Origin of the sequence: Fructilactobacillus sanfranciscensis DSM 20451, from assembly GCF_001436035.1 — a bacterium.
In the GTDB taxonomy this organism is placed as follows: Bacteria; Bacillota; Bacilli; order Lactobacillales; family Lactobacillaceae; genus Fructilactobacillus; species Fructilactobacillus sanfranciscensis.
This window is the reverse complement of sequence record NZ_AYYM01000019.1, coordinates 1-20,850: the sequence shown is the minus strand read 5'-3', so window position 1 is coordinate 20,850 and position 20,850 is coordinate 1. Positions and strand designations below refer to the sequence as shown.

Here is a 20,850-nt window from a genome sequence, read left to right as displayed (position 1 = left end):
TGGAACACTTAATAATGATGGTTACACATGGATGCATTACACAAGTTATTCAGGTCAATCACATTGGGTTGCCGATTTAAGTAATGCTCAACCAGAACAATCTACTAGCTACACTGATGGAATGACTGCAACTAGTGGTGCTTACACAACTGCTTCAAGTCAATACGTTCGCGATGCAGCAGGTTTAAATAGCAATGTATCAGTAACTCTTAACCCTGGTGAAACCATTTACTTTGATGGAACTAAACAGGCTGACGGATATACTTGGTTACATTACACAAGTTATTCAGGTCAATCACGTTGGATTGCAAAATTAAACTTAGCATTTTAAACTACGTTAAACAAAAAGAGACCCATTCGGGGTCTCTTTTTTATCTGATGAAAATAAAAGGGGAATTTTGGAATATGTCAAATCAGAAATACCACATTGAAATTCCAACAGAAGTTGCAAAAAAAATCAAACTGAAACCAAATGAAAAGCTTGATTTAAAAATTGAAAACAACGCAATTCTGCTTGAAAAACAGATTAATGCAGATAGCATCGGTTGGGATGTTTCATATTGGTGGTGTGTAATTCCGGCTGTGATAATGAGTGTGATATTTTTTGTCTACTTTATGTTGCAAAAAACACGGACCATTAAATTTACCGGTAGTTACTCAATTGCTACGGCTACAATTGTTTTGGGATTGATTTCAGGATTAATTTTGTTTTCGATCTTTTTTATCAAAGCACGTAACCAATCAGTCAATTCGATTTATCGAAATTTATATTGACGAAATTTTCCAACTATTATTGTATCGTTTACGGCAATTTTACTGTTTAGCTTATTAGGGATTTTTTGGGTTTTAGGACGCGTCTTTATGGGAGTTTCCTTTGGAATCTATACGGCCACCTTACTTTTTTTAATCTTTCAAATGATTATTAATACGGTTATGATTTTGCTTGCTGAAAATATTACACCGACCATGTTAGTAGATGTCTTGGTAATTACTATCTTTGGTGGTGTTATGATTTCGATGCTTTCTAACAGTAATCTGCAATGGTGGAAGCATAATATTAGTTTTTTAGGAACTAATAAAGCAGTTGATAGCTGGCAATTTAACTTAACCTTTATCTTTGCGGCCTTATTAATGATGGCTTTGGTCGATTATTTATTTGTTTCAATAAAGCCGTTAAAACGGCCATTATTACAAACGCAAATTTTGCGATTTTTATTAACTATCTTAGCAATTAACGCGATGTGCGTTGGGTTAATTTCTAACAATCGTCAAATTCCGTGGATGCATTTATGGCACGATATTTGTGCTTGGTCAATGGCATTGGACGTTATTATTTTAATTGGGGGAATAAGATGGTTGTGGCCAGGAATTTCTAAAAACTTTCTACGTATTTCAGATACACTCGGAATTTTAATTGTTTTTGCTAGCGTCTTGTTTAAAGGAGTTCACTACTTCTCGCTCACAGCTTATGAAATTTTTGCGTCTGCCTTAGCTTTTTCTTGGATTATGATGTTATTCCAGTATCTTTTGAAACAAATTAATCGTGGTACTCATGAATTTTTAGTAGAAGTGAAACAAGATTAATGAAAAGTGTAATCGAGAGCCTTATACTCTAACTGGGGTGATCTTATGAAATTAAATTTAGAATCAACCGTTCAATTAAATAACGGTGTTGATATGCCACGTTTGGGATTAGGAGTCTGGCGCAGTGATAATGCTACGGCCTCTCAATCTGTTCGTTGGGCTTTAAAACATGGATATAAAGCAATTGATACAGCAAAACAATACGGTAACGAAGCCGGAGTTGGTGACGGACTTACCAAAGGATTAGCTGAAAATGGCTTAAAACGTGATGACGTCTTTTTAACCACTAAGATTTTTAATGGTGATCAAGGCTATGACTCAACAATTGCAGCTTTTGAGGGCCAATTAAAACGGCTACAAACCACCTATGCTGATTTAGTTTTGATTCATTGGCCAGTAACTGATAAATACAATGAAACATGGCGTGCTTTAGAAGATCTTTATCGGGCTGGCAAGATTCGTGCCATTGGAGTTTCTAACTTTGATATTCAAAGACTCCGTGACTTGATGAAACATGCTTCCATTAAACCAGTGATTAATCAAATGGAATTTAATCCATTAGAACAAGAAACTGATATTAAAGACTATTGTAATCGTCATAATATTCAACTTGAAGCCTGGTCACCACTTGGTCATGGTGATGCACTTAAAAATCCACAAATTAAAAAAATTGCGGATAAATATGGTAAAACAACCACTCAAGTGATTATTCGTTGGGAATTACAACGAGGAATTAATACCATTCCTAAGTCAACTCACGAAGAGTTCATTAAGGAAAATGCCAATGTTTATGATTTTTCATTAACAGACGATGACATGAATTTGATGAATAGTTTGAATTTAGATAAACGTTCAATTTGGTACGGCGATTTCCAATGGAGTGGTAATCCTGATGGTGGCGTTGATACAGTTGATCAATGGGAAAAATAAAATAACGTAAGTCACTCATAATGAGTGGCTTTTTGCTTGGGTTTAATCAATAGTTAATTTCTGCTAGAATAATAAGTAAACAAAACGGAGGAAGTAAATATGATTATTGATGTATTAAAAGATGGTTTTAAAACTGTCAAAGAACACAAATGGGCCATCTTAGGTATGTGGATGCCAGCATTTATTGTGGGCGTAATTGCTAACTGTTTTTCAAACAACAATGCAATTACTGCAGCAATTAGTAATTTATCAATCGATCCGGTTACTGCACTTAACACTTTGCAATCATCATTTGCGTTAATGTTTATTTTTTCAATTCTTACTTCTTTATTCAGTGTTTCATTAAAAATGGGACTCTTAAAATCTGATCAAGACGGTAATTTTAATTTTAAAAATGCATTTGTAGCTTTTGACGGCATGACATGGGTTGGAGTTATTGTAATTGACTTCTTAGCTGCATTAATTGAAGCAGTATTAATAGTATTGTTTGCGGTTGTAGCATTACTATTTTTCTTTGCTGGTGTAAATCAACAAAATTCATTCTTTTTTGCAATTGCTGCTTTGGTTGCTTTGATTGGAATTGCTGTTTTCATCTACGTTTCATTAGGATTAGCTTTTATTTTCTTAACTTATTATACTGATACTAAAGATACAGATTTAAATAACGGTTTTATTAAATCCTTCCCTGAAACATGGAAATTAATGAAGGGTCACCGTTACGAATTGCTAGGCTTGATTGTTTTACAATTCTTAATTTCTTTTGGAGTATTTTTGGCATTCTTAGTAGTTGTTGTAATAGTTGCAGTGCTATTTTCATTAATGCACGGTTCTATAATTGCGATTAGTTTAGCAACTATTTTGGGAATTTTAATATTTATCGCTGCAATAGTTGCGATTGTATTCCTTGATTTATGGTTTTTGATGAGTCAAATCAAGTTCTTTGAAAGACTTAAATAATTAAAATTTAAAAATCACCTGGTTAGGTGATTTTTTTGGAGGAAATTATCATGAAAAATAATCAAGATTGGGCACCAACCACTGCCGAATATTATCACCGTTTGAAACAAATTTCACCAAATTATAGTTTGGATAACTTTAAACGTAATGCAGATAATATTTTAGTTAATAAAAAATCATTAGCAGTAGAAGATACATTAGACAGTTACACCATTAATTTCGATAAGAGTCGCCATGGTCATCATGTTGCTCGTAGTTTAGCAACTGAACGAGCTAACAATGATACTTCGTCAGCAGAAGCGCAAAAAGCCTTGGCTGAAAGAGAAACAAATGGTTGTTATGATTTAGATCTTTCTTACAATGTTGAAAAAAATGAAATTGATATTAAAGATGCAGTTTTATACCAATATAGCTTTAAAAATGATGCATTAAAGAAACCAGCCTTTATTTATTTTCACGGTGGTAATTTTTACGGCAACACTCCTGATAATACGGAAAACTTTGGAAAGAAGTTAGCCGAATTAATGCAAGGGGAAGTCTTTAACGTTGATTACCCAAGAACTCCAGAAGCAGATGTAGATAGTTTAACCAGTGCCGCTTGGCATGCCGTTGAATATGTTGTTAAACATGCTGAAGAACTTCACGTTGAGCCTAGTCGAATTTTTGTAACAGGTGATAGTGCTGGTGGTAACATTGCGGCAGTCATGAGCAACTTTGATATTCAAAAAGGCACTGGCTACATTAAAGGACAAGTTTTAATTTATCCCATGCTAGATATTGAGACAGTTCCAAATAAACAAAAGCTACCTAGTATGGATGAATTTGCTACGAAGTTAATTGAAGATATGGATGACGAAAATATTGAATCATTAACTACTTTGAAGGCTATTTATCCTGCAAAGCATCAAATGAGTGATGCGATTATTTCACCAATCAATACTAGTGAAGCTGAATTAACTAAAGTACCTCGAACCATGGTGGTTGCAGCAGAATATGACTGCTTAACTCCTCAAGGTTACACATATGCTACAAATGTCGCAAAAACACATGATGATGTTGACTACATTTGGTATGCCGGTATGATGCATGGATTCGTTACTAGAATGGGGATTATTCCTCAAGCAGAAGACCTTGCACGAGAAATGGCATTGTGGGCTAAGCGCTAGAATTTTATGTAACGATTGTGGTTGTGTTAGAATTAAGATGTTACATAAGTTTATTATTAAAATAATGGAGTGAATAATTATGGCTGAAAAAGCAAACAAAGAACAAATTTTTGATGAAATTAAAGAAATCGTGGTTGACCAAACTGATTTAGACGCAAGTAAAATTACTATGGACGCTAACTTCAAAGAAAACTTGGAATTAGACAGTCTTGATGTTTTCGAAATCGTTGATGCTCTTGAAGACAAATACGATATCGAAATTGATGGTGACGAAGGTATGGCAACTGTAAAAGATTTAGTTGATTATGTTGCTAAACAAATCGACGCCAAATAATTTTTGGGGAGGATTCACACTTGTTGAAATTTAAAAGTGGAAGACTCACTGATTTACAGTATCAACCATACTATCAAGAATTAGGAATTGAAGATCAACCGAAGCAACAACAGACTTTGGTAGGTAAAATTTTACTAGCCAAGTTGTTGGAATTACCAGAAAAGACTTTTCTATCTGGCAACTCAATTGCAGAAGGTGAACACGGTAAACCTTATTTTACGGATCGAAATGAGCACTTTAACATTTCTCATTCTGATAATTTGGTGACCGTTGCCGTTTCTGATCAGCCCATTGGAATTGATATTGAAAAGATTAAACCTAAACAACTCGGAAAATTAAGCCATGCTTTTAACGTAGGCGAAATTGCTTATCTCAATAAGTTGCATGATCCACGTAAATCTGAACAAATTTTACGTTTGTGGACGATTAAAGAAGCTGTCTTAAAGGAATTAGGGTTGGGGTTGACTAGTAAACCTAAAAACATTGAAATTTCGTTGCCACGGATGGATTATGCCACGCGTGACGGTGAAAAATTCAAGATTGATTTTTTAGGAATTGATCATGAATATATTGGTACGATGGCAACTAAAGTTAAGTAAACTAAAAGACAATCATTACTGAAATATCAGTAGTGATTGTCTTTTTTTATATTTTAACGTTTATGGGTTTGTTCCCGATCAGGACCAACTGAATACCAGTCAATCGGAACATTAACTAGAGTTTCAACTGTCTTAATGTAGTTTTGGGCATTTTCTGGAAGTTTATCAAATTTATCACAACTAGTTGTGTCTACTTTCCAACCAGGAAGTTCTTGGTAAATTGGCTTGCATTGGGCTAAGACATCTAAGTTAGCAGGGTAGAAATCAATGATTTTGCCATTTAATTCATAGCCAGTACATACTTTAATGGTATCTAAACCATCTAAGACGTCCACACAGTTCATTGCTAAACCGGTTAAACCAGATACACGAGCGGCATGACAAAGGGCAACTGCATCAAGCCAACCAATTCGACGAGGACGTTTCGTAACTGTTCCATATTCGTGAGCAGTTTCGCGAATGTAGTCTCCAATTTCGTTAAGTTGTTCAGTGGGGAAAGGACCTTCACCAACTCGAGAAGTATATGCTTTACATACCCCAATGACATCAGTAACCTTAGTAGGTCCAATTCCAGCTCCTACAGCAGCACCACCGGCAACTGGGTTTGAAGAAGTTACGTATGGATAAGTACCATGATCGATATCAAGCATGATTCCTTGAGCACCTTCAAACAAGATGTTCTTACCATCAGCTTTGTTTAATAAATCAGAAGTATCGATTACGTATTTTTTCATGCGTTGACCGTATTCTTTGTATTCTTCATACATTGAATCAAAGTCTAATGGTTCTACTTCATATAATTTAGTTAATAATTCATTTTTTTGACGAAGAGTTTCTTTTAAAACCTTTTTAAGGGTTTCAGGATAAATTAAATCAGCAACTCGAATTCCAACTCGTGCGATTTTATCCATGTATGCTGGGCCAATTCCCTTTTGTGTGGTCCCAATTTTGTTAGCTCTGTTCTTTTCATTAAGTTTATCCAATAAAATGTGGTAAGGCATGATTACTTGAGCACGAGAAGAAATGCGAAGGTTATCAGTTGGAACGCCGTTGTCATTTAAGTATTTCATTTCCCGAAAGAGGGCTTTCGGATTTAAAACAACGCCGTTACCAATCATAGCGATTTTGTCTGAGTAAAAAATTCCTGAAGGGAGGAGTTGAAGACTAAACTTTTGATCGTTAAATACGATTGTGTGTCCGGCATTATCGCCACCTTGATAACGAGCGATGATGTCGGAATCTTTACTTAGGTAATCAACAATCTTACCTTTCCCTTCATCACCCCATTGACTACCAACTACAACTGTAACTGACATATGTGCACCTCATTTACATTCTAATTTATTTTTGAACCACAGTTATTTTAGCAATCATCATTAAGAATTTCAAGGGGTTAGCTGAAATTGGTAAAATAAAGTTCGTGTTTTTTAATTATCTATAATATAAGCAACATTTATCAAGATTGATTGACAAAGAATACGAACAATAGGAAAATAAAGTTATTAATATGCGATTTTAGGATAATTTAAAATGATAAATGCACAGATTTAGTAATAATTAGGTCTTTTTTAGAATCATTAGAAGGAGAAAAAAGCATGACAAAGGATTATCGAATCGAAAGTGATACCTTAGGGGAAGTTAAGGTACCTAAAGACGCTCTCTGGGGTGCACAAACGGAACGGAGCCGGCATAATTTTCCGACTGGGCCATTGATGCCAGTCTGGGTTATTAAAGCACTAATTAACGTTAAATTGGCAGCTGCTAAAGTTAATGCAGCAGAAGGCGAATTAAATCAACATCGGGCTGATTTAATTGAACAAGCAGCCGAAAAATTATTAAATTTATCAGACGCTGATTTAATGAAAGATTTTCCATTACACGTTTACCAAACGGGATCAGGCACGCAAACTAATATGAACGTCAATGAAGTGTTAGCCCATGTTGCTAATCAGATTGATCCAGAAGCTAAAATTTTACCCAATGATGACGTTAATCATTCACAAAGTTCAAATGATACTTTCCCAACCGCGATGAATATTGCAGGACTAAAAGCAGTTCAACAACTTTTGCCAGAATTAGAACGATTAATTGAAGTTTTTGATCAACTTTCTCAAAAATATTGGGATGTAGTTAAAATTGGACGGACTCATTTACAAGATGCCACTCCGTTGACGTTTGGACAAGAAATTTCTGGTTGGTCAAGTACTTTGAAACATGACGTTTCCTTCATTAAAATGAACGCAAACGGTTTATTAGATTTGCCAATTGGTGGAACGGCCGTTGGAACAGGGTTAAATGCTGAAATTGGGTTCGATCAAGCGATGGTGACAGAGTTAGGCCAAATTTATGGAGAAAAATTCAAAGTTGAAAATAAATTCTATGGCTTGGCAGCTCACACAGCACTTACCAACACACACGGGGCCATCAGTACCCTGGCAACTGACCTGATGAAAATCTCGAATGACATTCGGTTCTTAGCTAGTGGTCCACGTGCTGGGTATGGTGAAATTAGTATTCCCGCCAATGAACCAGGTTCATCAATCATGCCAGGAAAAGTAAATCCAACGCAGACTGAAGCTATGACCATGGCAGCAACGAGAATCATGGGAAATAATACCACGATTGAAGTTGCTAACAGTCAGGGAAACTTTGAAATGAATGTTTATAAACCAGTAATAATTGCCACTTTTATTGAATCAGTTGAGTTATTGATTGGGTTATTGCCTAATTATACTGATAAACTTGTGGCTGGAATTCAAGTTAATGAACAAGAAATGAAAAAATTAGTTGATGAATCACTCATGACAGTGACTGCTTTGTCACCCCATATCGGATACCATAATGCAGCTTCAATTGCCCAACTTGCAATGAAAGAAGGGCTTAACCTGCGTGAGGCAGCCGTTCAATCTGGTTTCCTCAGTGCTACGGATTTTGATAAGTGGGTTGACCCATTAAAAATGACCAATAATCAACGTAAATAATTGCATATAAAAGAGCCCAGCATTCGCTGAGCTCTTTTTGTTATAAATTTATTTTTGTGAATTATTTGCAGTAGAAGGACGATTATTTGTTGGTAGTTCACCGTCTTTATCACGTTTTACTAATTCTGCAATTAGCATTCTGTATTGAGTCCGATATTCGTTGTAAGCACGTTGTGATTCTTTCATATTGTGTTCAGTGTCTTGAATTTTCTTCAATAATTCTTGGTTAGTGTAACCAGCTAAATGCATTTGGAAATCTAAAGTTGAATTATAAGCATTTGACAATGAGTTATATCCAGATTTAGTAGCGCTGGTAACCACATTTGCCAATGATTTGAATGATGGTTGTTCACTAAGATCATTAATGTAATCCATAGTAGGAGTACTAATGCTTCGATCCCAATATGAGATTAATGGACCAGCAAAGAATGCTACCACGATGGATGCGAATCCAATTGGACCACCGGCAATCAAGGCAGCAACTAAGAAACAAACATCTTGGCCAACCCGTGCAGTTTTATACTTAATATGGAAACGAGTAGAAATAATTGGGGCAATTGCATCGTAAGGAGCAACCCCTAAACTAGGTGCCATGTAAAGTGAACTACCGGCAGTAAACATTAATAATCCTAAGATTAAGTCAGCGATTAAAACTAAAACAGTGACTTTACCTGGGAAAATAACATGATAAAGAGATGAGAACCATTGAATTTCAAATCCAACAAGGACCATGTTCATAATCGTTCCAATTCCAATTTTCTTGCGATCAAGAAAGAGAATAAAGATGAAGATGAACAAGTTAGCACCTAATTGGTAAACACCAAGGGTTGTATGGAATTTGCTTGCCATACCAATGTTCAAAGCCGTAAAAGGATCAAGCCCTAAAATTGGAGAAGCTTTTAATAAAGCAGCTCCCATTGAAAGAATCGCAATTCCGATAAATGCCATTAAAGTTCGAAGGGAAACATTAACAACTTTCCCCCGAGAGACAGGTTCTTAGTTACATCCGCCTCGCTCGTTTGTGAGTCTGTATTTTCCATATTTAATCAAATTCTTTTCACATAAAAGCAAAAGTTAATACTACAATTATAGTACATTTGGCAATTTCAAAGATTTTATTATAATTATCCAATAAACAATGATAAAATTAATCAACTATATTATAATAAAGAATAAGTAAGTTGGAAAATTCAGATAGAAGGTGTTTTTTTGAAGTTTTTTGCACTAGGTAGAAAAGAAATTAATGCTTTAAACAAATGGAGAGCACGTGAGGCACGTACTAGCCAATTACATCGTTTGATGCATCTTGGTAAAGAAACATCATTGAAATTAACCGAGAATCAAATTCATTTGTTTATGCAAATTAAATTAAAATACTAATATTGATTAATCAAAAACGAAGTTTTAATTATTAAACTTCGTTTTTTGTATATTCACAGTTTGCCTCTGTTTGTTACGCTTTAATGCATCTGTAACAGACTATTTTGGAGGGCTGTCTTACCTGATATCAAAGGATTTGACCTCAATGTTACAAACATATTTCAAAGTTAAAATTGGTAAATTCAGTTAAAATTGACGAAAATTAGGTTGTTGAGTAAACGAAGAAAAATGTAGAGGTGAAAACATGGCTGTAATGAATGCAAAAGAAATCATGGATTTAATTCCAAACCGTTATCCAATTTTATTTATTGATCGAGTTGATGAAATGGTGCCGGGTGAATCAATCGTTGCTACTAAGAACGTTACAATCAATGAAGAGTATTTCCAAGGTCATTTTCCTGGAAATCCAGTAATGCCAGGAGTTTTGATTATTGAATCAATGGCTCAAGTAGCTTCAATTTTGATTCTTAAAACACCACAATTCGAAAACAAAACTGCTTATTTAGGTAGTATTAAAAACGCAAAATTCAGACGGATGGTTGAGCCAGGAGACGTTTTGACTTTCAAAGTTACGATGGATAAAATTCGTGACCGGACTGGTTCAGTTTCATGTGTTGCCTACGTTGGCGACGAGAAATGTTGTGAAACTAAATTAACTTTCATCGTTGATAAAAACGAAAGAACAAAATAGTTATGAGTAGCTTTAGAATTAAAGCGATTGCTAAGTCAGTTCCCCAAAAGGTGGTTACCAATGATGATTTAACTAAAATCATGGAAACCTCAGACGAGTGGATTAAACGACGGACCGGAATCGCACAACGACACATTGCTACGACAGAAAGTAACACGTCAATGTGTGTTGATGTCGCCAAGCAACTGGTTAATCAAGCTGGAATTGATGTAAATCAAATTGACTATATCATTGTGGCAACGATGTCAGGTGATTACCAAACGCCATCCACGGCTGCTAGTGTGCAAGGTAGCATTGGAGCAAGTCATGCGGTTGCTTTTGATATCGATGCGGCTTGCTCTGGCTTTGTCTATGGTAGTTCAGTGATGAATACCTTGTTAGCTGGGAAAAAAGATAGCATTGGAATTGTGATTGGCGGAGAAAAACTAAGTCGTTTAGTGAATTGGCATGATCGTGGCACCGCGGTGCTCTTTGGCGATGGAGCGGCCGGAATTTTAGTGCAAAATGACGGTAGTGATTCCCAAATTCTAGGTGAAAATCTTAGCACTTTTGGTGAAGCAGGGATGAGTTTAACTGCTGGTCATCATGCCGGACAAAATCCCTTTGGCGAAAATCATGATCAAGATGATCAATTTTTGCAAATGGATGGACATGCTGTTTATAACTTCGCTACCAAACGTGTGCCTGAATCAATTGAACAAGCTGTGAAGGCAGCTGGAATCGAGTTAAGTGATATTAAATACTTCGTAATGCACCAGGCTAACGAAAGAATTGTCAAACGGGTTGCGAAAAAGTTATCATTATCAATGAACAAATTTCCAGTTAACATTCATAACTATGGAAATACTGCTGCCGCCAGTGAACCAATTTTGTTGGCTGAACTAGCGGAACAAGGACGATTACATCGGGGCGACTACCTAGCTTTAACTGGCTTTGGTGGTGGCTTAACGGTGGGAACCATCGTGATTAAATATTAAAAAACTTACATTATATTAGGAGAAAAATTATGACAGACGATAGTCAAACACAAATTTTAGCTAAAATTAAAGAAGTAGTTGCCGATCAATTAGATGACGTGAATGTTGATGAAATTCAATTAAACACTAACTTAAAAGATGGTTTAGACTTAGATAGTTTAGATATTTTTGAAATCGTAGATGCCTTAGAAGATGAATACGACATCGAAATTGACGGTGATGAAGGAATTGAAACAGTTCAACAATTAGTTGATTACGTGCAAAAACAAATTAACGAAAAATAATTCGAGGATAATTAATGAGAAAAATTGGTTATTTATTTAGTGGGCAAGGAAGCCAGTTTGCTAATATGGGAGTGGACCTTTATCAAAAAGCACCAGCTTATCAACAGGCAATTGATGAAGCCTCTGCTGTTTTAGGAATTGATTTAGTAAATCCTGATAATATGGATGATCCTAAAAATGTGCAAATGGCAATTTTAGCGATGAGTTTTGGAATTTACCAAACAATTGCACATGAATTACCACAAGCAAGGGTTATGGCTGGACTTAGTTTAGGTGAATACAGTGCCTTAGTTGCAAGCGGAGCCCTAGATTTTAAGACTGCAATTGCTTTAGTTAAAGACCGTTCGCATTACATGGAACAAGCTGGTTTGCAAAACCCAGGCTCAATGGCCGCTGTTTTAAAACTAGACCCACAAAAAGTTACGCAAATTTGTCAGTCAATTGTAGGAGCTTATCCGGCAAATTACAATACGGCAACGCAAACGGTAATTGGCGGAACAGCCGAGGGAGTTACGCAAGCTGGCACAGCCCTCGAAGAAGCTGGAGCTAAACGAGTTGTTCCTCTTAAAGTTGCGGTTGCTTCGCATACGCCTTTAATGCAAGCTGCCAGTGATAATTTGTCTCAGCGACTGGAAGATGTACATTTTGATGGATTTAAAATTCCAGTAATTAGTAATACGACAGCCAAACCATTCGCCGATGAATCGGTTAAAACCACATTGCGAGAGCAATTGATTAAGCCAACTCATTTTGCGGAAGATTTAAAGTATATGCAAGAACATTTTGGCATTGATACTTTAATTGAGATTGGTCCGGGTGACACGCTTAGTAAATTTGCTAAAAAGACCTTAAAGGGCATCGAAACATATCACATTGACAATGTTGAGACTTTAAATGAAGTTAAAACGGCACTCGAAACGGAGGCAAAATAATGACTGATGAAAAAAGAATTGTATTAGTAACTGGTGGAACTAAAGGAATTGGTCTTGCTACTGCTAAGCAATTAGCAAAGAATCCTGCTAATTTTGTAGTTATTAATTCACACCGCGAATTAGATGATGCTGCTCAAACTGAACTTGAAAAGCAATTTAATAATCCAATTAAAATTGTGACTGGCGACGTTGCAAAAGAAGACGATGCGAAACGGATGATTGATGACTTAGTTGAAGAATTCGGTCACATTGACGTTTTAGTTAACAATGCCGGAATGACGCAAGATAAATTAATGACCAGAATGACAGAAACATCATTTAAAGACGTGCTTAATACCAATTTAGTGGGAACTTTTAACATGTCTAAATTTGCTTTGAAAACCATGCAAAAGAAACGTTCTGGAGTAATCATTAACATGTCAAGTATTGCCGGAACTCACGGTAACGTGGGTCAAGCTAATTACTCAGCTAGTAAAGCTGGAATTGTTGGATTAACAAAAACTACAGCTCAAGAAGGATCATTACGAGGAGTGCGTTGTAATGCAATTGCACCAGGAATGATTAAAACTGCTATGACAGATAAATTAAGCGATAAAATTATTAAACAATGGGAAGGTCAAATTCCCCTTCATCGTTTCGGTGATGTAGAAAATATTGCCCAAACCGTTGAATTTTTAGTTGAAAATGATTACATCACTGGTCAAGTAATTACGGTTGATGGTGGACTTACCATGTAATTTAGTTTTCTAAAGGAGGAAACAAATGAGTAACAGAGTTGTTGTAACAGGAATCGGTGCACTTTCTCCAATCGGAAATACTGCGGACGATTTTATTAAAAATATGTTGAATTCAAAAGTTGGAATTGCTCCAATTACTAAATTTGATGCTTCCGAAACTGGAATTACAGTTGCTGGTGAAGTGAAAGATTTTAATCCATCAGATCGACTTTCAAAGAAAGACTACAAACGCCTTGATCCATATGCTCAATACGCACTTTATACTGCTAAAGAAGCCATGGACCAAGCTGGCTTAGTGGAAGGTGAAAATTACCAACCAGAAGATCTCGGTGTTATTTATGGAACTGGAATTGGTGGAATTCAAACCATCGAAGAACAAGTTATCAAAGCACACGAAAAGGGACCACGTCGGGTTTCTCCATTATTCGTACCGAAAGCCATCTCAAACATGGCGGCCGGAAATATTTCAATGTATTTTGACGCAAAAAACACTTCGCAAGCCATCGTAACGGCCTGTGCATCAGGAACCAACGCCATCGGAAATGCTTTTGAATTTATCAAGCAAGGCAAAGCTAAAGTGATGATTACCGGGGGTTCTGAAGCTGCAGTTACCAACATGGGAATTGCAGGTTTTGCTTCTTTAACAGCCTTATCAGAATCAACTGATCCAATGGCTGCTTCAATGCCATTTGATGTTGACCGCAATGGTTTCGTATTAGGTGAAGGTGCTGGAACTTTAGTCCTTGAAGACTATGATCATGCCAAAGCACGTGGGGCTAAGATTTTAGCTGAAATCGTGGGTTATGGAACTACTAGTGATGCATATCATCTAACTGCTCCAGATCCTGAAGGTAAAGGTGCCATCATGGCAATGAAACAAGCCGTGGATGAAGCTGGAATTGCAACCGATGAACTTGACTATGTCAACGCACATGGAACTGCTACTCACGCTAATGATGCAGGAGAAAGTGCTGCGATTGGTAAATTATTTGCTGACAATGACCACCTTAAAACAAGTTCAATTAAAGGAATGATTGGTCATTTACTTGGAGCAGCTGGTGGATTAGAAGCCGTTGCTTTAGTTGGAGCTTTAGAAAATGCTCAAATGCCTGTTAACGTGGGAATGAAACATAAAGATCCCGAAGTTAAAATTGATTTAGTTAATGATGATAATAAAAAAGCTCCAATCGAAACTGCCATCAGTAACTCATTTGGTTTTGGTGGACATAATGCAGTAATTGCAATGAGAAAGTGGGAAGATAATTAATGAATGAAGCTGACATCGAACGTTTACTTGAAAAATTTGATCAGTCTGGCTTACAAGAATTAAAGATCGATGGTAACGGTGTTGACGTTTATTTTAGTAAGTTGGCTAACAAAAATGAAGCTACTCCAGTAGTTGGTAGCGATTCACAACCAACTAACCCAGTTGCTTCAGTAAATGATTGCGAAAATTATAAATTAAAAGCTTCAATGGTTGGATTAGTCTATTTTACTCCCGGTCCTGACAAACCTGCTTATAAAGCAGTTGGTGACCACGTTAAAAGGGGTGAAACCATTTGTGCCATTGAAGCCATGAAGTTAATTAATGAAGTGAAAAGTCCCGTAACCGGAACGATTACAAAACGCTTAGTGAACGACGGTGAAATGGTCGAATTTGATCAACCAATGTTTGAAATCAAGGAGGACTAGAATGGATTATAAAGTAAGTGATTTTATCCCCCAACGCTATCCCTTTGAAATGATTGATAAAATTATTGATGTTCAACCGGGAAAATCTGCAGAAGCAGTGAAAAACCTTTCAGTCAATGAATGGTTTTTTTCGAATGAAAATCAGTTTAGTTTGCCGCATCCCATTATTGTGGAAGCATTAGCCCAAACTGGGGTAGTTGCAATTCTTTCCATGCCAGAACATAAAGGCAAAAACGTCTTTTTTGGTGGCATTAAGAATGCTGAGTTTAAAGCTGATATGCATCCTGGTGATATCCTTCATTTGAAAGTTGAATTGACCAAACTTAAACGAAACATTGGCGTGGGCCATGCGGAAGTGATTCGTGACGGCGAAGTTATTGTTGATGCTAATTTGATGTTTGCGATTGAATAGGTGAGTAGATGTTTAAAAAAGTATTAATTGCTAATCGTGGTGAGATCGCAGTTCAGACGATTCGAGCATTACATGAATTAAATATTAAAGCAGTCGCCGTATATTCAACGGCAGATGCAGATAGTTTATTTGTAAAAATGTCGGATGAAACGGTCTGTATTGGTAGCGGACAACCAACTGACTCTTATTTAAAAATGGGAGCTGTACTTGATGCTGCCGCATTAACTGCTTCGGATGCAATTTTCCCTGGCTACGGCTTTTTATCAGAAAACAGTGAATTTGCAGAACTTTGCCAAGAATATGGCATTAAGTTCATTGGTCCATCAGCTGAAGTGATTAATTTGATGGGAAATAAAGCGAATGCGAAAGCTACCATGAAAAAACTAGGCGTTCCCACAATTCCTGGATCAGACGGCTACCTTAAAGATTTAGATCAAGCCTTGGAATTAGCCGAACAAATTGGTTATCCAGTGATGCTAAAAGCAGCCGCTGGTGGTGGTGGAAAAGGAATTCGTCAGGTTGATGATTCTAATCAATTATGCAAAGTCTATGAAGAAACCAAACGGGAAATTAAACTATCCTATGGTGATGATCATCTTTATTTAGAAAAAGATTTGTCTGATTCCAAACATATCGAAATGCAAGCAATTGCCGATCAACACGGGCATGTGGTTTATTTTCCAGAACGAGATTGTTCCTTACAACGTAATCATCAAAAAATCATGGAAGAATCACCATGTCCTGAAATTTCTGATGAAGAACGTCAACACATGGGTGAAGTTGTCGTCAATGCCATGAAGGGGATTAACTATGAGAATACTGGGACCTTTGAATTCTTAATGGATCGAGATCATCAGTTTTATTTCATGGAAATGAATACCCGTTTGCAAGTTGAACATACGATTACGGAAGAAGTAGCTGGGGTAGAATTAATTAAAGCAATGATTAAAGTTGCGGCCGGTGAAGACCTTCCTTTTAACCAAGCTGATTGTAAAGCCAAAGGTTATGCTCTTGAATGTCGAATTAATGCTGAAGATCCGGCTAAAGTATTTCAACCAACTCCAGGAACCATTGAATTTGTACACTTTCCCTTTGGAACCAAGGGTGTTCGAATTGATTCAGGAGTTGAAACGGGCAGTAAAATTTCACCATTTTATGATTCAATGATTGCTAAAATTATTGTACATATGCCCACAAAAAAGGACGCCGTAGCCAAAATGCTACGAGCATTAAAAGAATTTGAAATTAAGGGAGTTAAAACCAATCGAGAATTTTTAGTTGATCTTTTACAAGATCAACATTTCTTAGATGGCGATTTTAACAATCTTTACGTTGAAAATCATTTTTTGAAAGAATGGGTGAAGCATCATGATAAATAACGATGGAAAGCCTAGTCCACAAGAATTACAAAAGAGAATGGATGACATCCCAGACGTGTGGCTTAAATGTCCTATCTGTGGTCATGCAATCTATAAGAAACACATTAATGAATATCGGACTTGTCCAGAATGTCATTATGGATTTCGGTTAGGCGCCAAAGCCCGGATTGAAATGCTATGTGACGATTTTAAACCGCTCAATCTTGAAGTTAAAGCAGCTGATAAGTTTGATGATCCAAAATACTTAGAAAAATTAAACAAAGCTCGTCAAGTCACCGGCTTAAATGAAGGCGTGCTTTCCGGCATTGGAAGTATTAATGGACACAAAGCAGCCATCGGAGTAATGGATTGGCGCTTTATTATGGGCAGTTTAGGTACGGCAACGGGTGAAATTATTGCCCGTTTGTTTGAAAAAGCAACCGAACTTAATTTACCGGTCATTTTGTTCACGGCTTCAGGTGGGGCCCGCATGCAAGAAGGAATTGAATCACTCATGCAGATGGCTAAAGTTTCTGAAACAGTGGCCAAACATAGTCAAGCTGGTTTGTTATACATCAGTTATCTTTGTGATCCAACTACTGGTGGAGTGACTGCTAGCTTTGCGATGCAAGGGGATTTGATTTTTTCGGAACCCCATTCTTTGATTGGCTTTGCTGGTCGTCGGGTAATTGAACGAACTATTCAACAAAATCCTCCCAAAGATTTCCAACGGGCCGAGACGTTATTAAAACATGGTTTTTTGGATGCCATTATTAAACGGGAAGATATGAAAGCAACGCTTAGTAAAGTTCTCTCACTTCATGAAGGCGGTGACCAAAATGACTAAAAAAGCAGCGTTTGATCGCGTTTTAGAGGCTCGGTCTAATGATAAAATTAAGATTAAAACCTTAGTCAATGAAATTGCAGATAATTTTATTGAATTGCACGGTGATCGTGCCTATGGTGATGATTCAGCAGTTTATGCTGGGATTGGTTCATTAAACGGACAACCAGTGACAATCATTGGAATTCGTAAAGGTGACGATGAAGTTTCTGATGCAGATGTTCACTTTGGTTCTGCGGAACCAGATGGCTATCATAAAGCTCTCCGCCTAATGAAACAAGCCGAAAAATTTAATCGGCCCGTCATCACACTCATCAACACTCCGGGAGCTTATCCAGATGTTGAAGCAGAATATCATGGTCAGGGATATCTGATTTCCCAACTAATTTTGCAAGGAATGCAACTAAAAGTTCCTTACATTTCCGTAATTGTTGGGGAAGGTGGAAGCGGCGGAGCACTAGCACTTGCCGTTGGTGATTGTGTGTGGGCTTTTGAAAATAGTATTTATTCGATTCTTTCTCCAGAAGGATATGCTACGATTTTGTGGAAAGACTCAAGTCGAGCTCGTGAAGCCGCTGACGTGATGAAATTAACTCCGGAAGATTTAATTAAACAAGGAATTATTGACAAAATTATTCCAGAAGTTAGAACTTCTGCTGAAATTAAACAGTTTAAAGCACAATTGTTTGATAAAATGGAAGAGTTAAGAGCCATGCCAGAACAAGAAATGCTCCAAAAAAGATTTACACGTTATCGTGGATTTTAAATAAGCTAACTAATGAATTTTCATTAGTTAGCTTTGTGTCTTATATCAGGGAGGGTGTAACTAAAATGGATTTATTAAAAGGTAAAAAAATTGTCGTAATGGGTGTTGCTAACAAAAAAAGTATTGCCTGGGGATGTGCTCAAGCAATCGAAGCCCTTGGTGGTCAAGTAGTTTTGACTTACCAAAATGATCGAATGAAAAAAAGTCTTGATCGCTTTGTTAGTGAAGATACTTTGATGGTTGAATGTGACGTTGCTGAAGACAGTAATGTGGAAAAAGCTTTCAAAGAAATTCATGAACAAGTGGGTAAGATTGATGGAGTAATTCATGCGATTGCCTATGCCGATCGAGAAACTCTCCAAAATGGAGTAATTAATACAAAAAAAGCTGGTTTTAACTTAGCTGAAGATGTTAGTGCTTACTCATTTATTTCTGTTAGCCGTGAAGCTGCAAAAATTATGAACGAACAAGGTAGTATCCTTACCTTAACTTACATGGGATCAACTTATGCAATCCCTAATTACAACATGATGGGAATTGCTAAAGCTTCCCTTGAATCAGCCATGCGTTATTTAGCAGCTGAACTAGGTCAACAAGGAATTACGGTTAATGCACTTTCTGCTGGAGCAGTTCGAACACTTGCAGTTACAGGAGTAAAGGGTCACAACGAGTTACTTAAAACTTCAGAATCACTTACAACTGATGGTAAGAGTGTTTCAAAACAAGAAATTGGAAATACGGCCGCCTTTTTAATGAGTGAATTTGCCACTGGAATTACTGGTGATGTCATCTATGTTGATAAAGGTGTTCATTTATTCAATAGATAAACATGAAAATAAGTGAGAATAAATTATTAGATTTGATTCAGCAACCATTAACTAAACTAGTGGTTTTTGACAAAATTGATTCGACCATGAATTATGCTCAGGCCAATGCTTGGTCTGGGCATAATTTAGTTATGGCAGAATCGCAGACGGCTGGAAAAGGACAACATGGGCATGCTTTTGCATCACCGGCTACGGGAATTTATGAAACTATCATTGTACCTGCTAAGACAGAGTTTATTAAGCAACCAGGAATGTTAACCTTGGGAGTTGGTGTTTGTGTGCGACAGGCAATTAAAGATGTCTTAGACGTTGAGACACGGCTTAAATGGGTTAATGATGTCTATTACCGCCAAAAGAAGTGCGGTGGCATCTTAGTCGAAACTAAAAGTGATAGTTATAATCAAATTCAGAATTTTGTCATTGGAATTGGGTTAAATTTAATGAGCAATGAACAATTAAAGCAAGTTGGAGCCGTTAGTTTAGTTAACGATGATAATTTAAAAAATGAGCTGATTGCCAAAATTTATGATTTAGTGATTAAAATGGTGTGTCAACCTGACTCCAAAATTATTATCAGAGAATATCAAAAGTATTTGATTTGGAAAAACCAATTAGTTTCAATTTTAGTAAATGATAATAAAATCGTGGGTAAGATTACTGGAATTAGTGATGATTTTCAGTTAAGGTTAGTTGATGAAAAGAAACAAGAGTACTTATTAACGACTGAAGAATCACAACATTTACGAATAAAATAATGATAGGGATTTGACATGAGCAAAGAAGTTGAAAATAAAAAATTTAACACCAAACAGCAAATCATTTTTGGATTGTTTGAAATGATGATGGAAAAGCCATATGCAGATATTACTGTAAAAGAAATTTGTGAAAAAGCAGAAGTTTCTCGGATGACTTTTTATCGTAATTTTCATACTAAAGAAGATGTGATTTTTGGTCAGTTTGAAATGGTTTATTCAACTTTCATTAAACAGTTAGTAATTCAAAATCGTTTTACTTTTTATGATGTAGCAACCACTTTCTTTACTACAATTAAAGAAAATCAGTTAATGATGGAAGCCATCGTAAAAAATGACTTATCTAACTTTTTGTTGAATGCTTTAAGAGGTTATATTAAAACATTGGTTGATAATCAAATCTTGGTAACACGAGAAAAATCATCCAAAATGTTAGTTGCCATGATTTCAGGTGGCTTAACGGAAGTGATTATTACCTGGACGAGAGATGGAATGAAACAACCTGTTGATGAACTAGTGATTTTTGCTTCGAAATACATGCACTTTAAGACTAATTAGAACGAAAAAAGAACCGCCAGATTATTATTTCTGGTGGTTCTTTTTAAATTTCAATAAAAAATGGTATAAAAAAAACACCTCAATAAATT

26 protein-coding genes are annotated in these 20,850 nt (G+C 36.4%); 24 read left to right on the top strand and 2 right to left on the bottom strand.

The genetic code is table 11. The annotated features are described in order from the left end of the window. The 8 genes from FD36_RS05065 to FD36_RS05035 form a co-directional block, all read left to right on the top strand. The coding region (locus FD36_RS05065) for an SH3 domain-containing protein (protein WP_191980106.1) at positions 1–331 on the top strand (331 nt) is incomplete at its 5' end. Positions 332–405: 74 nt separating this feature from the next. Then, complete coding sequence (locus FD36_RS06920) at positions 406–774, top strand: hypothetical protein (protein WP_225362006.1); 369 nt, start codon at positions 406–408, stop codon at positions 772–774. A gap of 87 nt (positions 775–861) precedes the next feature. Further along, positions 862–1,584, top strand: coding sequence for a hypothetical protein (locus FD36_RS06915; RefSeq protein WP_225362005.1), 723 nt, complete (start codon positions 862–864; stop codon positions 1,582–1,584). Positions 1,585–1,629: 45 nt separating this feature from the next. Continuing rightward, positions 1,630–2,514 carry an aldo/keto reductase gene (locus tag FD36_RS05055; RefSeq protein WP_056958483.1) on the top strand — a complete coding sequence of 295 codons (885 nt, stop codon included), beginning with the start codon at positions 1,630–1,632 and terminating at the stop codon, positions 2,512–2,514. A 99-nt stretch (positions 2,515–2,613) separates the two neighbouring features. Continuing rightward, complete coding sequence (locus FD36_RS05050; protein ID WP_056958481.1) at positions 2,614–3,471, top strand: hypothetical protein; 858 nt, start codon at positions 2,614–2,616, stop codon at positions 3,469–3,471. A gap of 50 nt (positions 3,472–3,521) precedes the next feature. Next, positions 3,522–4,637 carry an alpha/beta hydrolase fold domain-containing protein gene (locus FD36_RS05045; RefSeq protein WP_041817945.1) on the top strand — a complete coding sequence of 372 codons (1,116 nt, stop codon included), beginning with the start codon at positions 3,522–3,524 and terminating at the stop codon, positions 4,635–4,637. A 79-nt stretch (positions 4,638–4,716) separates the two neighbouring features. Further along, the gene (locus FD36_RS05040; protein ID WP_056958480.1) at positions 4,717–4,971 is read left to right on the top strand and encodes an acyl carrier protein; all 255 of its coding nucleotides are present in this window, start codon (positions 4,717–4,719) and stop codon (positions 4,969–4,971) included. A 20-nt stretch (positions 4,972–4,991) separates the two neighbouring features. Then, entirely contained in the window at positions 4,992–5,570 is a 579-nt protein-coding gene (locus FD36_RS05035; protein ID WP_014082438.1) for a 4'-phosphopantetheinyl transferase family protein, read from the top strand. Between the two features lie 53 nt (positions 5,571–5,623). Here the strand turns inward: FD36_RS05035 and FD36_RS05030 are convergent, their stop codons facing one another. Then, complete coding sequence (locus tag FD36_RS05030) at positions 5,624–6,886, bottom strand: adenylosuccinate synthase (RefSeq protein ID WP_056958477.1); 1,263 nt, start codon at positions 6,884–6,886, stop codon at positions 5,624–5,626. Positions 6,887–7,165: 279 nt separating this feature from the next. Here FD36_RS05030 and FD36_RS05025 point away from each other — a divergent pair, with 279 nt between their 5' ends. Continuing rightward, positions 7,166–8,551 carry a class II fumarate hydratase gene (locus FD36_RS05025; RefSeq protein ID WP_056958475.1) on the top strand — a complete coding sequence of 462 codons (1,386 nt, stop codon included), beginning with the start codon at positions 7,166–7,168 and terminating at the stop codon, positions 8,549–8,551. Between the two features lie 48 nt (positions 8,552–8,599). Here FD36_RS05025 and FD36_RS05020 read toward each other — a convergent pair whose 3' ends face one another. Continuing rightward, on the bottom strand, positions 8,600–9,499 hold the full coding sequence (locus FD36_RS05020) for a YczE/YyaS/YitT family protein (RefSeq protein WP_056958473.1): 900 nt from the start codon (positions 9,497–9,499) through the stop codon (positions 8,600–8,602). A gap of 261 nt (positions 9,500–9,760) precedes the next feature. Between FD36_RS05020 and FD36_RS06685 the strand changes: the two genes are divergently transcribed. The 15 genes from FD36_RS06685 (at position 9,761) to FD36_RS04950 (ending at position 20,761) form a co-directional block, all read left to right on the top strand. Further along, a complete protein-coding gene (locus FD36_RS06685) occupies positions 9,761–9,931 on the top strand; it encodes a hypothetical protein (protein WP_014082434.1) in 171 nt (56 codons plus the stop codon). 244 nt (positions 9,932–10,175) lie between these two features. Further along, positions 10,176–10,622: a 3-hydroxyacyl-ACP dehydratase FabZ gene (fabZ, locus tag FD36_RS05015; RefSeq protein ID WP_014082433.1), complete on the top strand. Its 447-nt coding sequence runs from the start codon at positions 10,176–10,178 to the stop codon at positions 10,620–10,622. Next, positions 10,619–11,599, top strand: coding sequence for a beta-ketoacyl-ACP synthase III (locus FD36_RS05010; RefSeq protein ID WP_014082432.1), 981 nt, complete (start codon positions 10,619–10,621; stop codon positions 11,597–11,599). Before fabZ ends, FD36_RS05010 begins: the two co-directional genes overlap by 4 nt. Before the next feature lie 29 nt (positions 11,600–11,628). Then, a complete protein-coding gene (locus tag FD36_RS05005; RefSeq protein WP_014082431.1) occupies positions 11,629–11,883 on the top strand; it encodes an acyl carrier protein in 255 nt (84 codons plus the stop codon). 14 nt (positions 11,884–11,897) lie between these two features. Next, positions 11,898–12,815 carry an ACP S-malonyltransferase gene (locus FD36_RS05000; protein WP_056958471.1) on the top strand — a complete coding sequence of 306 codons (918 nt, stop codon included), beginning with the start codon at positions 11,898–11,900 and terminating at the stop codon, positions 12,813–12,815. Then, positions 12,815–13,552 (top strand): 3-oxoacyl-ACP reductase FabG, encoded by a 738-nt coding sequence (gene fabG / locus FD36_RS04995; RefSeq protein ID WP_056958469.1) that lies wholly within the window; start codon positions 12,815–12,817, stop codon positions 13,550–13,552. The genes FD36_RS05000 and fabG overlap by 1 nt, the downstream gene beginning before the upstream one ends. Positions 13,553–13,577: 25 nt before the next feature. Then, positions 13,578–14,819 carry a beta-ketoacyl-ACP synthase II gene (gene fabF, locus FD36_RS04990; RefSeq protein WP_014082428.1) on the top strand — a complete coding sequence of 414 codons (1,242 nt, stop codon included), beginning with the start codon at positions 13,578–13,580 and terminating at the stop codon, positions 14,817–14,819. After that, positions 14,819–15,244: an acetyl-CoA carboxylase biotin carboxyl carrier protein gene (locus FD36_RS04985; protein WP_056958467.1), complete on the top strand. Its 426-nt coding sequence runs from the start codon at positions 14,819–14,821 to the stop codon at positions 15,242–15,244. Before fabF ends, FD36_RS04985 begins: the two co-directional genes overlap by 1 nt. A gap of 1 nt (position 15,245) precedes the next feature. Beyond that, positions 15,246–15,656, top strand: a complete 411-nt coding sequence (locus FD36_RS04980) for a 3-hydroxyacyl-ACP dehydratase FabZ family protein (RefSeq protein ID WP_041817940.1) — start codon at positions 15,246–15,248, stop codon at positions 15,654–15,656. A gap of 8 nt (positions 15,657–15,664) precedes the next feature. Further along, positions 15,665–17,035, top strand: a complete 1,371-nt coding sequence (locus FD36_RS04975) for an acetyl-CoA carboxylase biotin carboxylase subunit (RefSeq protein WP_056958465.1) — start codon at positions 15,665–15,667, stop codon at positions 17,033–17,035. Continuing rightward, a complete protein-coding gene (locus FD36_RS04970) occupies positions 17,025–17,861 on the top strand; it encodes an acetyl-CoA carboxylase carboxyltransferase subunit beta (protein ID WP_056958463.1) in 837 nt (278 codons plus the stop codon). The genes FD36_RS04975 and FD36_RS04970 overlap by 11 nt, the downstream gene beginning before the upstream one ends. Next, on the top strand, positions 17,854–18,624 hold the full coding sequence (gene accA, locus FD36_RS04965; protein WP_056958461.1) for an acetyl-CoA carboxylase carboxyltransferase subunit alpha: 771 nt from the start codon (positions 17,854–17,856) through the stop codon (positions 18,622–18,624). The genes FD36_RS04970 and accA overlap by 8 nt, the downstream gene beginning before the upstream one ends. A gap of 65 nt (positions 18,625–18,689) precedes the next feature. Further along, the gene (gene fabI / locus FD36_RS04960; protein ID WP_056958459.1) at positions 18,690–19,451 is read left to right on the top strand and encodes an enoyl-ACP reductase FabI; all 762 of its coding nucleotides are present in this window, start codon (positions 18,690–18,692) and stop codon (positions 19,449–19,451) included. 2 nt (positions 19,452–19,453) lie between these two features. After that, the gene (locus FD36_RS04955; protein ID WP_056958457.1) at positions 19,454–20,206 is read left to right on the top strand and encodes a biotin--[acetyl-CoA-carboxylase] ligase; all 753 of its coding nucleotides are present in this window, start codon (positions 19,454–19,456) and stop codon (positions 20,204–20,206) included. A 15-nt stretch (positions 20,207–20,221) separates the two neighbouring features. Further along, the gene (locus FD36_RS04950; protein ID WP_014082420.1) at positions 20,222–20,761 is read left to right on the top strand and encodes a TetR/AcrR family transcriptional regulator; all 540 of its coding nucleotides are present in this window, start codon (positions 20,222–20,224) and stop codon (positions 20,759–20,761) included. Positions 20,762–20,850: the final 89 nt, after the last annotated feature.

Coding starts and splice junctions, on each gene's coding strand:
- fabI (WP_056958459.1), top strand. CDS start 18,690: ATGGATTTATTAAAAGGTAAAAAAATTGTCGTAATGGGTGTTGCTAAC.
- FD36_RS06920 (WP_225362006.1), top strand. CDS start 406: ATGTCAAATCAGAAATACCACATTGAAATTCCAACAGAAGTTGCAAAA.
- FD36_RS05005 (WP_014082431.1), top strand. CDS start 11,629: ATGACAGACGATAGTCAAACACAAATTTTAGCTAAAATTAAAGAAGTA.
- FD36_RS05050 (WP_056958481.1), top strand. CDS start 2,614: ATGATTATTGATGTATTAAAAGATGGTTTTAAAACTGTCAAAGAACAC.
- FD36_RS05000 (WP_056958471.1), top strand. CDS start 11,898: ATGAGAAAAATTGGTTATTTATTTAGTGGGCAAGGAAGCCAGTTTGCT.
- FD36_RS04975 (WP_056958465.1), top strand. CDS start 15,665: ATGTTTAAAAAAGTATTAATTGCTAATCGTGGTGAGATCGCAGTTCAG.
- fabG (WP_056958469.1), top strand. CDS start 12,815: ATGACTGATGAAAAAAGAATTGTATTAGTAACTGGTGGAACTAAAGGA.
- FD36_RS05020 (WP_056958473.1), bottom strand. CDS start 9,499: ATGGCATTTATCGGAATTGCGATTCTTTCAATGGGAGCTGCTTTATTA.
- FD36_RS05030 (WP_056958477.1), bottom strand. CDS start 6,886: ATGTCAGTTACAGTTGTAGTTGGTAGTCAATGGGGTGATGAAGGGAAA.
- FD36_RS05055 (WP_056958483.1), top strand. CDS start 1,630: ATGAAATTAAATTTAGAATCAACCGTTCAATTAAATAACGGTGTTGAT.
- FD36_RS05045 (WP_041817945.1), top strand. CDS start 3,522: ATGAAAAATAATCAAGATTGGGCACCAACCACTGCCGAATATTATCAC.
- FD36_RS05040 (WP_056958480.1), top strand. CDS start 4,717: ATGGCTGAAAAAGCAAACAAAGAACAAATTTTTGATGAAATTAAAGAA.
- FD36_RS04980 (WP_041817940.1), top strand. CDS start 15,246: ATGGATTATAAAGTAAGTGATTTTATCCCCCAACGCTATCCCTTTGAA.
- FD36_RS05025 (WP_056958475.1), top strand. CDS start 7,166: ATGACAAAGGATTATCGAATCGAAAGTGATACCTTAGGGGAAGTTAAG.
- FD36_RS06915 (WP_225362005.1), top strand. CDS start 862: ATGGGAGTTTCCTTTGGAATCTATACGGCCACCTTACTTTTTTTAATC.
- FD36_RS04955 (WP_056958457.1), top strand. CDS start 19,454: ATGAAAATAAGTGAGAATAAATTATTAGATTTGATTCAGCAACCATTA.
- FD36_RS04985 (WP_056958467.1), top strand. CDS start 14,819: ATGAATGAAGCTGACATCGAACGTTTACTTGAAAAATTTGATCAGTCT.
- fabZ (WP_014082433.1), top strand. CDS start 10,176: ATGGCTGTAATGAATGCAAAAGAAATCATGGATTTAATTCCAAACCGT.
- FD36_RS04950 (WP_014082420.1), top strand. CDS start 20,222: ATGAGCAAAGAAGTTGAAAATAAAAAATTTAACACCAAACAGCAAATC.
- accA (WP_056958461.1), top strand. CDS start 17,854: ATGACTAAAAAAGCAGCGTTTGATCGCGTTTTAGAGGCTCGGTCTAAT.
- fabF (WP_014082428.1), top strand. CDS start 13,578: ATGAGTAACAGAGTTGTTGTAACAGGAATCGGTGCACTTTCTCCAATC.
- FD36_RS04970 (WP_056958463.1), top strand. CDS start 17,025: ATGATAAATAACGATGGAAAGCCTAGTCCACAAGAATTACAAAAGAGA.